Origin of the sequence: Variovorax sp. UMC13 (assembly GCF_014170375.1) — a bacterium.
Classification (GTDB): Bacteria; Pseudomonadota; Gammaproteobacteria; order Burkholderiales; family Burkholderiaceae_C; genus Variovorax.
Genome location: NZ_LZZW01000031.1, coordinates 408,460 through 421,462, shown reverse-complemented (window position 1 = coordinate 421,462; position 13,003 = coordinate 408,460). Strand labels below are relative to the sequence as shown.

At 70.1% G+C, this 13,003-nt stretch carries 13 protein-coding genes; 10 read left to right on the top strand and 3 right to left on the bottom strand.

The annotated features are described in order from the left end of the window. The first annotated feature begins 75 nt into the window (after positions 1 to 75). From A9977_RS27070 to A9977_RS27045, 6 genes are all read left to right on the top strand, one after another. On the top strand, positions 76 to 987 hold the full coding sequence (locus A9977_RS27070; RefSeq protein WP_183027880.1) for a LysR family transcriptional regulator: 912 nt from the start codon (positions 76 to 78) through the stop codon (positions 985 to 987). Positions 988 to 1,119: 132 nt separating this feature from the next. Next, positions 1,120 to 2,160, top strand: a complete 1,041-nt coding sequence (locus A9977_RS27065) for an ABC transporter substrate-binding protein (RefSeq protein WP_183027879.1) — start codon at positions 1,120 to 1,122, stop codon at positions 2,158 to 2,160. Further along, positions 2,157 to 3,170 (top strand): isopenicillin N synthase family oxygenase, encoded by a 1,014-nt coding sequence (locus A9977_RS27060; protein WP_183027878.1) that lies wholly within the window; start codon positions 2,157 to 2,159, stop codon positions 3,168 to 3,170. The genes A9977_RS27065 and A9977_RS27060 overlap by 4 nt, the downstream gene beginning before the upstream one ends. Positions 3,171 to 3,220: 50 nt before the next feature. Next, positions 3,221 to 4,126, top strand: a complete 906-nt coding sequence (locus tag A9977_RS27055; protein ID WP_405054708.1) for an alpha/beta fold hydrolase — start codon at positions 3,221 to 3,223, stop codon at positions 4,124 to 4,126. Then, positions 4,123 to 5,121 (top strand): MBL fold metallo-hydrolase, encoded by a 999-nt coding sequence (locus A9977_RS27050; RefSeq protein WP_183027876.1) that lies wholly within the window; start codon positions 4,123 to 4,125, stop codon positions 5,119 to 5,121. The genes A9977_RS27055 and A9977_RS27050 overlap by 4 nt, the downstream gene beginning before the upstream one ends. 52 nt (positions 5,122 to 5,173) lie before the next feature. After that, positions 5,174 to 5,995, top strand: coding sequence for an alpha/beta fold hydrolase (locus A9977_RS27045; protein WP_183027875.1), 822 nt, complete (start codon positions 5,174 to 5,176; stop codon positions 5,993 to 5,995). Between the two features lie 32 nt (positions 5,996 to 6,027). Here A9977_RS27045 and A9977_RS27040 read toward each other — a convergent pair whose 3' ends face one another. Next, a complete protein-coding gene (locus A9977_RS27040) occupies positions 6,028 to 6,990 on the bottom strand; it encodes a hypothetical protein (RefSeq protein ID WP_183027874.1) in 963 nt (320 codons plus the stop codon). Between the two features lie 158 nt (positions 6,991 to 7,148). Between A9977_RS27040 and A9977_RS27035 the strand changes: the two genes are divergently transcribed. From A9977_RS27035 to A9977_RS27025, 3 genes are all read left to right on the top strand, one after another. Beyond that, a complete protein-coding gene (locus A9977_RS27035) occupies positions 7,149 to 8,237 on the top strand; it encodes an alpha/beta fold hydrolase (RefSeq protein ID WP_183027873.1) in 1,089 nt (362 codons plus the stop codon). 53 nt (positions 8,238 to 8,290) lie between these two features. Beyond that, complete coding sequence (locus A9977_RS27030) at positions 8,291 to 8,689, top strand: tautomerase (RefSeq protein WP_183027872.1); 399 nt, start codon at positions 8,291 to 8,293, stop codon at positions 8,687 to 8,689. Between the two features lie 83 nt (positions 8,690 to 8,772). Then, a complete protein-coding gene (locus A9977_RS27025; RefSeq protein ID WP_183027871.1) occupies positions 8,773 to 9,417 on the top strand; it encodes an MliC family protein in 645 nt (214 codons plus the stop codon). Between the two features lie 106 nt (positions 9,418 to 9,523). Here the strand turns inward: A9977_RS27025 and A9977_RS27020 are convergent, their stop codons facing one another. Next, positions 9,524 to 10,681: an alkene reductase gene (locus A9977_RS27020; protein ID WP_183027870.1), complete on the bottom strand. Its 1,158-nt coding sequence runs from the start codon at positions 10,679 to 10,681 to the stop codon at positions 9,524 to 9,526. 3 nt (positions 10,682 to 10,684) lie between these two features. Then, positions 10,685 to 11,971 (bottom strand): SGNH/GDSL hydrolase family protein, encoded by a 1,287-nt coding sequence (locus A9977_RS27015; protein WP_183027869.1) that lies wholly within the window; start codon positions 11,969 to 11,971, stop codon positions 10,685 to 10,687. Positions 11,972 to 12,081: 110 nt separating this feature from the next. On the opposite strand from A9977_RS27015, the gene A9977_RS27010 reads away from it, so the two are divergent. After that, positions 12,082 to 12,993 carry a LysR family transcriptional regulator gene (locus A9977_RS27010; protein ID WP_183027868.1) on the top strand — a complete coding sequence of 304 codons (912 nt, stop codon included), beginning with the start codon at positions 12,082 to 12,084 and terminating at the stop codon, positions 12,991 to 12,993. Positions 12,994 to 13,003: the final 10 nt, after the last annotated feature.

Genomic DNA, 13,003 nt, shown 5'->3' with positions numbered 1-13,003 from the left:
GGCAGGCAACCCGAGGCGGACGCCCGCTCGGTGCAATGCGCCTTCCGTCGATGGAGACGGGAATACCATCGCGGCATGAGCGCCTTCTCTCCCCTTGTCCGCTATTTCGAGGAAGTCGCCGACCAGAAGTCGATCCGCCGGGCGGCGGAGCGGCTGCACATCGCGCCCAGCGCCGTCACGCGGCAAATCGCCAAGTTCGAGGCCCTGCTCGGCATGCCGCTGTTCGAGCGGCTGCCGCGCGGCGTGCGGCTGACGGCCGCCGGCGAAGTGATGCTGGCCAACGTTCGACGCATGCAACGCGACTTCGACGGTGCACTCACCCAGGTGGACTCGTTGAAGGTCATGCGGCGCGGCAAGGTTCGCATGGGCATCCTGCAGTACATGAGCAACCGGCTGGTTCCCGACCTGATCGCCGACGTCGCACGCGAGCACCCCGGCCTCAGCTTCACGGTGCGGCTGGCCAATTCGCCTGACATGGTGGACAGCATCGCCAACGGCGAACTCGACATCGGGATGTGCTGGGCGCCACCGGCGACGGCCCCCGTGCGGCGCGTGCGCAGCGTGCCCGTGACGCTGGGCATCGTCGTGCCGGCGGGGCACGACTGGGCAAGGCGGCGCAGCATCACGTTGCCCGAGTGCATGAGCCAGCCGCTGATCGTGCCTACGCCGGAAATGGAACAGCGCCGCATGCTCGAGAGCCTGCTGCGCGGCGCCGTGATGCGGCTGCAGCCGCTGGTCGAGACCAACTCCATGGCCACCATGATCCGGCTCGTGCAATCCGGTGCCGGCGTCGCGGTGATGACGCGTGCGACCGTGCTCGACGAGATCGGTGCGGGCACGCTGGTGCACATCCCGTTCAGCGACCGGAGCCTGAGCCGGATGAATCTCGAACTGCTGGTGCGCGCGGACCGCAGCCTGTCGCCGTCGGTCGCGCTGCTCCTGCAGTTGCTGGAATCGCGCTTCGATGCCTACACCGGCCAGACCTGATGGCGCCGGCCGCCGCGCTGCGTTGACTTCAAGGCAACGGTCGGATCGAAACACGGTTCTTGTGAAGACCTGCGCAAGCGCTTAGATTCGCGGCTGGCAGGGCTCTCCTGCGTCGACCCCACCGGAACGCCCATGCGCCACTGCCCGACCGTCAGGATCCACCGTCGCGCATTTGCGGTCGGTGGCCTCGCCTCGGTGCTGGCGCTGCCCGCGTTCGCGCAGGCGGTGCCCCTCAGGGTGCGCTACCAGTGCGACTGGCGCTTCGAAGCCGGCACCATCCCCTACGTGGTCGCGCTGAAGAAGGGCTACTTCGCGCAGGAGGGACTGGATGTGGTCCTCAACGTCGGTGCCGCCGCCACCGTCACGCGCCTGGCCACCGGCAATGTCGACATGGGCACGGGCGACATGAGCTCGCTGGCCGAATTCGCGGCCAACAACGCCCAGGTGCCTGCCAAGGCCGTGATGCTGATGTACGAAAGCACGCCGGCCGCGGTGTTCTCGCTTCGCAAGACAGGCATCCGTTCGCCGGCCGACCTGCGTGGCCGCCAGCTGGCGGCGCCCGTCAACGACGGCGCACGCCGGATCTTCCCGCTGTTCGCCGCCGCCAATGGACTGGATCCGGCAACGGATGTGCGCTGGACGTCGGTCGAGCCGGCCATCCGCGAGACCATGCTCGCGCGTGGCCAGGTCGAGGTCATCACCGGCTACATGGCTTCGGGGTGGGTGTCGCTGCAGAAGCTGGGGGTGGCACCCGACCAGATCGACGTGATGAAGTATGCGGACCACGGCGTCTCGCTGCCCGGCAACGCCGTGCTCGCCGGCAGCGCCTTCCTCCGCGAGCAGCCGCAGGCGGTGGCGGCATTCCTGCGGGCGGTGGCCCGAGCCGTGAAGGACGCCGCCGCCGACCGGCCGGGCGCCGTGGCCCTGCTCAAGGCCTTCGAGCCCTTGACCGACGTGAAGACCGAGACGATGCGGCTCGACGTGGCCCTGGATGGCGAGATCGCCACGCCGACCGTGCGCCGCGACGGCCTGGGTGGCATCGACGTGGCGCGCTATCAGGCCGGCATCGATGCGCTGGCGCTGGCGCTCGCCTTCAAGCGTGTGCCCGAGGCCGCGAGCCTGGTGGACACCCGCTTCCTGCCGACCCGGGCCCAGCGCATGGTGTTCGCATGAACGCCCCCGGTGTCGGGCACGCCGCGCGCGGGATGTCCGCGCATCGCCTGCCCCTGGTGGACATGCACGGGCTGCGCTTCGGGGACCGCGCGCAGCGCCTGCGGGTGGCCGAGGCCATCGCCGCCGCCAGCGGGACCTACGGCTTCTTCTACCTGTCGAACCATGGCATCGCCCGCGAGGCGATGGCGTCCGGCTTTGCCGCCGCGCGGGAATTCTTCGCGCTGCCGCTGGCGCAGCGCATGGCCTGCCGGCCGCGCGAGCCGAGGCAGAACCGCGGCTATCAGCCGATGTTCGACACCGTGCGCCCCGGCGGCAAGCCCGACCGGAAGGAATCCTTCGACATGGGCTTCCCGCTGCCGGCGGACGACGTCGACCAGCTGGCGAAGCTGCCTTTTCATTCGCCCAACAGCTGGCCGGAACTCGCGGGCTTTCGCGACCGTGTCGAAGCGCTGTACTTCGCCATGCTGAACTGCGGGCACCAGGTGCTGCGGGGCATGGCCCTGTCGCTCGGGGCCGACGAGAACTTCTTCGTCGGGCGCTGCGTGAAGCCGACGACCAACCTGCGCCTGGTCCACTATCCGCCGCAGGCCGCCGACCTCGAAGAAGGCATCGGCGCCAGCGCACACACCGACCGCGGCCTGATCACCCTGCTGCTCAACGACGACAGGGGCGGGCTGCACGTGGCCTTCGATGGCGGCGAGTGGATCGACGCGCCACCGCGCGACGACGCCATCATCGTCAACGTCGGCGACCTGCTCACGCGCTGGACGAACGGGCGCTTTCGTTCCGCCATGCACCGCGTGGTGAACGCCGGCGGCCAGGCGCGCTACGCCATCCCGCAGTTCCACCATCCGGCGTTCCACACGGTGGTGGACCCGGCCGAACTGCCGCGCGCCGACCCGGAGGCGCCGCTGGCATTCGAAGCGGTGCAGGCCGGGACGTTCGTGGCCAGCGGTTTCAGTCGCGATCGAACGTCCTGGAACACCTCCCGGATGCCCGACGCCCGATGAGTCCACCCGAAAAAAAGGAACGCACAGTGAACAGATTTTTTTCCCGCCTGCTGGTCATCGCCAGCTTCACGGCCCTGTCGGCAGGCCAGGCCTTCCAGGCGCAGGCACAGGTCCATCCGTACCCGTCCTCGTTCCGCGTCCAGCGCATCGCCAGCGAAGGGGCCGTGCTGCACGTGCGCGTCGGCGGCGCGGGGCCGGCCGTGGTGCTGATCCACGGCTTCGGCGACACCGGCGACATGTGGTCGCCGCTGGCCCGCGCTCTGGTCGCCACGCACACCGTGGTCGTGCCCGACCTGCGCGGCATGGGGCTGTCGTCGAAACCGGAGGGCGGCTACGACAAGCGCACGCAGGCGGCCGACATCCGGGCGGTGCTGGACACGCTCGGCATCGATCGCGCAGACATCGTGGGGCATGACATCGGCACCATGGTCGCCTACGCATACGCCGCGCGCTACCCGGCGCAGACCACCTGCCTGGTGGTGATGGATGCGCCGGTGCCGGGCGTGCCGCCGTGGGAGCAGATCGTGCGTTCACCGCAGCTGTGGCATTTCTCGTTCGGCGGCCCCGATGCGCTGCGGCTGGTCAAGGGCCGGGAGCGCATCTACCTGGACCGCTTCTGGAACGAGTTCGCCGGCACGCCGTCGAAGATCGACGAGGGCACGCGCAGGCACTACGCCAAGCTGTATGCGCAACCCGGCGCCATGCGTGCGGCCTTCGCCCAGTTCCTGGCGATCCCGCAGGACGCGGAAGACAACCTGAAGTCGATCGCGACCAAGCTCACGATGCCGGTTCTCGCCATCGGCGGCGCCAAGTCCTTCGGTGCCAACGAGGCCGTGGTCATGCGCAACGCCGCGCAGAACGTGACCGAACTGGTGGTGCCCGATGCCGGGCACTGGCTGATGGAGGAGCAGCCCGTGGCAACCGTGCAGGCCATCCAGGACTTCCTCGCGAAATGACCGCCATCGATGGCCGCGGAGCCCTTCTGAAGATCCATCGCCTGTGCCTTTGCGCGGCCCTCCTGCTGTCCACCGCCGGCGCTTTCGCCGCCGAGCCGGTGTGGGACGGCAACAAGGTCGCCATGGTCAGCGAGAAGCTGGCGCCGGGTGTCGTCGCGTACTACCCGCACGACGCCCGGGCCCTCAACGCCCGGGGTGGCGCGGCCGCGACCAGCAGCGGGCTGATCGTCGGCACGCGCGGTGCGCTGCTGGTCGACACCATGCTCAACAAGCGCCTGAACGCCCAGGTGCTGGCCCTCGCGCGCAAGAGCACCCCGCTGCCGCTGCTGTATGCGGTCAACACCAGCGCGCATGGCGACCACTCCTACGGGAACATGTACCTTCCCGCCGCCACGCGCGTCATCCAGAGCGCGAACACCCGCGACTACGTCGACGCGCACCTCGCCGACGACAAGGCGTTCATGATCAAGAACTTCGGCGCGGGACGTGGCATCGAGCAGATCAGCGCCCGCACCGGCGACCTGCTGGTGCCGCCGGGCGGGAGGTTGGGCATCGACCTGGGGGGCAAGAGGGTCGAGATCATCGACTTCGGATTCGCGCAGACGGGTGGCGACCTGTTCGTGTGGGAGCCGCAGTCCAAGACGATGTGGACCGGCAATCCCGTCATCGCGAGCAAGCCGGCGCTGCCGTGGCTGCTGGACGGCCACCTGGTCGAAACACTGGCCACCCTGCGCAAGGTCTACGAATTCCTGCCGGCCGACGCGAAGGTCGTGCCCGGCCACGGCATTCCGATCGGTCGTGAAGCGCTTCTGTGGCACATCGACTACCTGGCCGAAGTGCAGAAGCAGGTGCAATCGGCCATCGACCGGAAGCTCACGCTGGAACAGACGGTCGCGCAGGTGCAGATGCCCGAGTACCGCGGCTATGTGCTGTTCGACTGGGTTCACCCGTCGCTGAACGTGCCGGCCGCCTACCGGGATCTGTCGAAGAACTGACAGGGCCTCCGACCGATCCGCGCTTGCCACCACCCTCCACTGAAAGGCACCCATGAGCTTCATCACCACCGGCGACGGCACCCAGATCTTCTACAAGGACTGGGGCACGGGCCAGCCCATCGTGTTCTCGCACGGCTGGCCGCTGAGCGCGGACGACTGGGACGGCCAGATGCTGTACTTCCTGGCCCGGGGCTACCGCGTCGTCGCGCACGACCGCCGCGGCCACGGCCGCTCTAGCCAGGGTGCGACCGGCCACGACATGGACCACTATGCCGACGACCTCGCGGCCCTCACGGCGCACCTGGACCTGGAGCAGGCGATTCACGTTGGGCACTCCACCGGCGGCGGCGAAGTGGCGCGCTACATCGCCCGCCACGGCAGCCGGCGCGTGGCCAAGGCGGTGCTGATCAGCGCGGTGCCGCCGCACATGGCGCGCACGGCCGCCAACCCGAACGGCGTGCCCATGGAGGTGCTGGATGGCATCCGCGCCGCCGTGGCGGCCAACCGCCCGCAGTTCTTCCGCGACTTCACGCTGCCCTTCTATGGCTTCAACCGCCCGGGCGCGGTGGTCTCCGAAGGCATCCGCGCGCACTGGTGGCAGCAGGGCATCATGGGTTCGATCCAGGCGCAGCACGAAGGCATCAAGGCCTTCTCGGAAACCGACTTCACCGAGGACCTGAAGAAGATCGACGTGCCCACGCTGGTGATGCACGGGGACGACGACCAGGTCGTGCCGATCGCCCTCTCGAGCGAATTGACGGCCGGGCTCGTCAAGGACGCCACGCTCAAGGTCTATCCCGGCTACCCGCACGGCATGTGCGCCACGAACGCGGACGTGATCAATGCCGACCTGCTGGCCTTCTTCCAGCGCTGACGAGGGCCGCAGGACGTTCGCGGACGGCAAGCTCACGCCGTCTCGCACGCCGGCACCGCGTAGCCCAGCGGCGCCAGCGCGGCCTGGATGCGTGCCATCTGTGCGTCGCTGACCAGCCGGCCCAGCACCTTCTGGAAGCGTGGCTCCAGGGTGCCGGAAACGATGTACTGCCAGCGGTAGGCTTTCAGCAGCGTGGCGTGGACCTGCGCTGCGCGTGCGCCGTCCCGGGCCATGCCGCTCGCGGCCAGGAAGTACGCCGCATCGGCCTGGGCCTGGGCCTGCAGGATGCCGTCGACGCCGCCGACCAGGGCGATGAGGTCGTCCACGGCCGCGTCCCGCTGCGCGTCGGACGCCAGCCTGGCGTCCTCGCGCTCCCATTCCAGCTCGTCGATGATCGCGTGCTGGGACTCCTCCCGCCAATGGAAGAGAAACACATCCTTGAACAGGGGCGACAGGTCGCGGGCCGCGTCGATGCTCGCGCGGTAGTGCGCCTGCGAGAACAGCTCGATGTGGCAGGTCAGCGCGAGCACGGCCCAGGTGCACTTGCCCAGCACGAACGCCGCCACGTCGTTGGGCGACACGTCGAAGCGGTAGCCCGCCGGCATGTCGGCGCCCGCGAGCACCTCGATGCGGCGAAAGAGTTCCTGGTGCTTGAGCTCCTCGTCGGTGAAGCGCACGATGGCTTCGAGCGCGGTCTGGTCGCCGAACCAGTGGTCGCGGCTCACTTCCAGCATCTTCGCGCCGATGAAGCGCTCGACCAGGCCGAACATGTTGGCGTAGGTGCGGCCCTGCACCTGGCTGAGGAAGCGGTGCTCGGCCGGGCTCAGGAAGCTCAGTTCGTCGGCCAGCGACAGGCCGTCGGGCAGGAAAGTGTGCGCCAGGTCGAAGCCGCGGCCACGGATCACGTCGCGGTCGATGTCCCAGCGGATGCGTTTGGAGGCCTCGATGGTCTTGGCGTAGCGGGAGACTTCGAGGGGGGCAGGGTGGTTGTGCATGGCAATTCCTTTCGGTTGGGCACGTTCGGATCGACGGAGTCCAAGGATTCACCGGTGCCGGCGGCGGCGCATGGGGCGCCCGTCCCACGCCGTCGGCCAGACGCGATCGGCCGTGCCCCGGGCCTGGGACCGATGGCCCAGAAGCGAGACAATCGGGCATGCCCGGTGTACAGAGTCCACCCCCGCTGCCGCGCCAGAGCCTGCGCTTCTGCACCGCGGCCGACGGCACCCGCATCGCGATCGCTTCGATCGGCGCCGGCGCGCCATTGGTGCGTTGCGCGCACTGGCTGAGCCATGTCGAGCACGACCTGCACAGTCCCGTCTGGCGACCGTGGCTGGCCGAACTCTCGCGCGACCACCAGTACATCCGCTACGACCAGCGCGGCTGCGGCCTGTCCGACAGCAGCGTGAGCGACTTCTCGCTCGATGCCTGGGTCGGCGACCTGGAGGCCGTGGTCGACGGCCTGGGCCTGCGTCGCTTCCCGCTGATCGGCATGTCGCAGGGCGGCGCGGTGGCGATCGCCTTCACGGTGCGCCATCCCGACAGGGTGTCGCAGCTGGTGCTGCCCGGCGCCTACGCGCGCGGCGCGCTGCAACGCGCCACCGACCACGCCGAGCGCCTGGAAGCCGAGACCCTGGTCAACCTGATCCGGCTGGGATGGGGCCGCGACAACGCGGCCTTCCGCCAGGTGTTCACCAACCAGTTCATCCCGGGCGGCACCCCGACGCAGCACCAGTGGTGGAACGAACTGGAGCGCCTGACCGCGAGCCCCGAGAACGCCGCGCGCACGCTCGAGGCCTTCCACCGCATCGACGTGACCGCGCTGGCGCGCCAGCTGCGGGTGCCCACGCTGGTGCTGCACGCGCGCGGCGATGCGCGCGTGCCCTTCGACGAGGGGCTGCGGCTGGCCGCGCTCATCCCGGGGGCGCGCTTCGTGCCCCTGGACAGCGACAACCACGTGCTGCTCGACACGGAACCGGCCTGGCCCGTCTTCCTGGCCGAACTGCGTGCCTTCCTGGGCAGCGACGCGCCCGGTACCGGCCACGGCATCGGCGATGCCGCGCTGACACCGGCCGAGCGCGAGGTGTTGCGCCTCGTGGCCATGGGCCAGGACAACCAGGCCATTGCCCGGCAGCTGCACAAGAGCGAGAAGACCGTGCGCAACCAGCTGTCGAGCATCCTCGACAAGCTGGGCCTGCACACGCGTGCCGAAGCGATCGTCCATGTTCGCGACCGCGCGCCGTGAGCCAACGCAGGCACCCGGCATGAGGTCCTCACTTTCACCACCCGGAGCCCGCCATGCCCTATCTTCAGATCGACACCCCCGCGCAGTACCCGACGGCGCTCAAGCAGCGCCTGGCCGAGAAGATGTGCCGCACCTACGCCGAGATGATGTCCGTGGACATCCGGCGCATCAGCGTCGCGATCCGCGAGCTCGGCGAAGGAGGGCTCTGGCGCATCCCCGACGCGGCCGGCGCACCGGTGCCGGTGTCGTTGATGATGCTGGACATCCGCCAGGGCCGGCCGCCCGAGTTGCGCATGGCGCTGGCCAAGGCGCTCTGCGCCCACTGCATCGAGTTGCTCGGCATTCCGGAGGATCGACTCAACGTCGAGTTCACCCAGCACACGGGCGATGAGATGTACCACCCGACGCTGGGCGGCTACAGCCCCGACTGGACGCCCGGCGAAGCCGGATAGGGCCGAGATCGGCTTGCGGCGGGGCCGAGGGCCGGCAACACTGTCGGGCTATTTTTTCCAGGCAATCACAGGGGGACCATGTCATGCGCTTTTCAGCCCACGCCGCAGCACGCCTGGGCCTGCTCGTCGCGCTTTGCGCGGCCCGGCAGGCCCTGGCCGCGGCACCGAGTTTCGACTGCAGCCGGGCCGAGGGGGCGGTGCAGCAAGCCGTCTGCCAGGACGACATGCTGGCCGCGCTCGACCGCGAGAACGCGCGGCTCTACACACTGGCGCGCAAGGCCTCCGGCCAGAACACGCAGCAGAGGAAGACCCTGGCGGCGACGCAGCGCGGCTGGATCAAGGGCCGCGACGACTGCTGGAAGTCGACGGACGCCAAGGCCTGCACGCGCGACGCCTATGTGGTGCGCATCGCGGAACTGCGCGCGGCGCTGCCGCCGGCGACGCGGCGCAACGACCGCGGCAGCCTCTCCATCGGCCCGCTGGCGGTGCGCTGCCCGGGCGATGCGCCGGCGCTGAACGCCACCTTCGTGAACGTCGAGCCCGCGCTGGTCGACCTCGCGGGGCCGGACCGCCACCACGTGCTGGGCATCGCGATGTCGGGATCGGGCGCGAGGTACACCGGCCGCTTTGACCAGGGCGAGGCGCTTTTCTGGCAGAAGGGGCCGGAGGCCATCGTGCAGCTGCCCGGCGGCCCGGAGCAGAACTGCCGCGTCGGGCCGCTGCCGTGAAACGGCGGGGCCTTTCCGGGAGCGGGCCCGCCACGGGGAGCGCTCGGTTCCGCGGCCCGCGCCACGACCGACGCCGCGCGTGGACGGTCGAGTTCCAGCGCTTCGTTCATGGCCGGCCCGCGGCGCGCGCGTGGGCCGCTTCCGGCGTGGGGTCCGATGCCGCCGGCCGCCCGTACGGGTAGTCGGTGTAGCCCGCCGCCGCCCCGCCGAAGAACCGGCTCGCGTCCGGCACGTTCAGCGGCATGCCGAGGCGCAGGCGTTCGGGCAGGTCCGGGTTGGCGATGAAGGGGCGGCCGAAACCGATCAGGTCGGCCCAGCCCTTGCGCAGGGCGGCCTCGGCGCGCTCGGCGGTGTACTGGCCGGCATAGATCAAGGTCCCGCCGTAGATCAGGCGCAGGGCTTCCTTGAACGCCGCCGACATCTCGGGCGCGTCCTCCCAATCGGCTTCGGCGATGTGGAGGTAGGCCACGCCGATCTCGTCGAGCACCTTGGCCGCCGCCAGGTAGGTGGATTCGGGCGTGTCGTCCACCGCGCCCTGCAGGGTGGTCAGTGGCGCCAGCCGCACGCCCAGGCGCTCGCGCCCCACCACCGACGCAACGGCCGCAGTGACTTCGCGCAGGAAGCGCAGCCGCCCGGCCAGTGAGCCGCCGTAGCCGTCGGTGCGGGTGTTGGCCCGGGAGTCGATGAACTGGTTGATGAGGTAGCCGTTGGCCGCGTGCAGTTCGACGCCGTCGAAGCCGGCTTCCAGCGCGTTGCGCGCGGCCGCGGCGAAGTCCTGCACCACCTGCGCGATCCCGGCTTCGGACAGGGCGCGCGGCGCCGAGTGCTGCACCATGCCGCCGACACCGGCCTGCGGGCCTTTCCCCTCGGGGTCGATGAAGACCTTGACACCTTCGGCACTCAGCGGCGACGAAGACACCGGCGCCGCGCCGCCGGGTTGCAGCGAGACATGCGAGATCCGGCCCACATGCCACAGCTGCGCGAAGATGCGGCCGCCCGCCGCATGCACGGCGTCGGTGACGGCGCGCCAGCCGGCCACCTGTTCGGCGCTGTGGATGCCGGGCGTCCAGGCATAGCCCTGACCTTGCGGGCTGATCTGCGTGCCCTCGCTGACGATCAGTCCGGCCGAGGCGCGCTGGGCGTAGTACGCCGCCATCAGCGCCGTGGGCACGTTGCCGGCACCGGCGCGCGAGCGGGTCATGGGCGGCATGACGATGCGATGGGGCAATTCGAGCTTGCCGATGCGGTGAGGCGTGAACAGCATGTCTCAGTGCTCCCCTGCGTTCGTCGGCAGCAAGGCCTCGAGGTCGACGGCTTCGGCCATCGCGCGATGGCCTTCGTCGCCGGGATGCAGCCGGTCGCCCGAATCGAAGCGCGAAGCCAGGCGCGCGGGGTGGGCGGGATCGCGCAGCACCGCATCGAAGTCGATCACGGCATCGAACACGCCGCTGGTGCGGATCCAGTCGTTGACCTGCCGGCGCAGGCGGTCCTTGTCGGGCTGGTAGTAGTTGTCCAGTGGCGTGCCGGGCAGGGCGCCTTCGAAGGGCGTGAGCGTTGCCCCGATCACGCGCACCCCGCGGCCGTGGGCCTGCGCGACCAATTGGCGATAGCCGGCCGTGAGCGCCTCGAGCGTGGGCCGGGGGCTGGCCGGTGCGAAGGCCGTGCCCGGCCAGCCGATGTCGTTGATGCCCAGCATCACGACGACGCTCTGCACGCCGGGCTGTGCCAGCACGTCGCGCTCCAGCCGCGCCAAGGCATTGACGCCCATGCCGTCGGACAGCAGGCGGGCGCCGGAGATGCCGGCATTGACGACCGCCACGCCGTGCGGCGCCAGGCGCGCGGCCAGGAAGTCCGGCCACCGGTGGTCCTGGTCGAGGCCGGCGGCGGCGCCATCGGTGATCGAGTCGCCGATCACCGCGACCGCGCGTGCCGCCTGCGCGGCTTCGACCTGGATGCCCGCCAGCAGCGTGCGTGCCGTCGTGCTCCGTGCATCGGGTTCGTCGGTCCGCAGCGAGGGGAGGGTGGTCTGGTCACCGGCGACGATCCAGCCGGTCTGGCGGCCGTCCCAATGGAAGGTGCTGAGCGGCACGTCCTCCGGCAGGTACAGGCTCACGGCGAGCTGTTCCAGGTCGGCGACGGGCAGCGCGACGGGGTCGCTGAGCAAGGCGGCGCCCGGCGCGATGGTCGCCGCCTCCTGCCCGCCGAAGCTCACGGTGCGCAGGCTGTCCGCGGCGATCGCGCTGCCCGTCGACGGCCTGGCGAGCGTGGCCCTGCCCACGCGCAGGGGCTGGCGCCCGTAGGCGTTGGACAGCACGATGCGCACCTGCGGCCCGCCCAGGCTCACACGCGCCACCTGGCGCACGGTCTGGTCGCGCAAGGCGGCCGGCAGGTTGAGCGGGAACAGGAAATCCGGTCCCCAGACCGGCTGCGGCGGGGCGCTCCAGGTGGCGACCCAGGCCGTAGGGGGGAGCCCCGCGGGGCTGGCCATCGAGGCGCCGGCAGACAGGGCGAGGGCCAGCACCGCGGCGGCCGAGGGTTTGGAAAGCGTCTTCATATGGATGACTTCAGTAGCAGTTCGTCCATCAATGATGAATTCAAAGACATAATCGAACCAGCCTGTTTTGCGGAAACACATCTGTGAGCTGAACTCATCGAGGAACTGTCATGGCGCGACTGGAAGTCAACCGATCCGGTGAGCTGGAAGTGTTCGTGCGGGTCATCGAACTCGGTGGTTTCTCCGCCGCGGCCCGTGCCTGCGGGATGACGCCTTCGGCCATCAGCAAGCTGATCTCGCGCATGGAGCAGCGGCTCGGCACCCGGCTGGTGAACCGCTCCACGCGGCAGCTTCAGCTCACGCCCGAGGGCTGCGTCTTCTACGAACGCGGCGTGCGCCTGCTGGCCGATCTGGACGAAGCGGAGCGCTGCGCCAGCGCCCACGCGGCGCCGCGCGGGCGGCTGCGGGTGAACGCGAACGTCCCCTTCGGCCATCGTTTCCTGCTGCCGCTGGCGCCGGAATTCCTGCAACGCCATCCGGAGGTGACGCTGGACATCGTGCTGACCGACGAGGTGATCGACATCCTCGAGCAGCGCACCGACGTGGCGGTGCGCGCGGGCCCGCTCAAGAGCTCGAACCTGATGGCACGCAAGCTGGGCGAGACGCGCATGGTGATCGTCGCCACGCCCGGCTATCTGGCGCGCCACGGCACTCCGGCCACGCCGGAGGCGCTGCTCTCGCACAACCGCCTGGGGACCAGCTACGCGCGTGCGCAATCCGGCTGGCCGCTGCGACACGGCGGCGAAGACATCGTGGTGCCCGTCACCGGCAACGCCCAGGCCAGCGATGGCGAGGCGCTGCACCGGCTGGTCCTGGCCGGCCTGGGCCTGGCGCGGCTGGCGGCCTTTCAGGTCCGTGAGGACATCGCGGCGGGCCGGCTGCTGCCGGTGCTCGAGGACGCCAACCCGGGCGACATCGAGGAAGTCCACGCCGTGTTCGTCGGACAGGGCGGCTACCTGCCGCTGCGCGTGCGTGCCTTCCTGGATTTCCTGGCCGAGCGCGTCGATATCGGGGTGCGCTGACGCGGTGTCG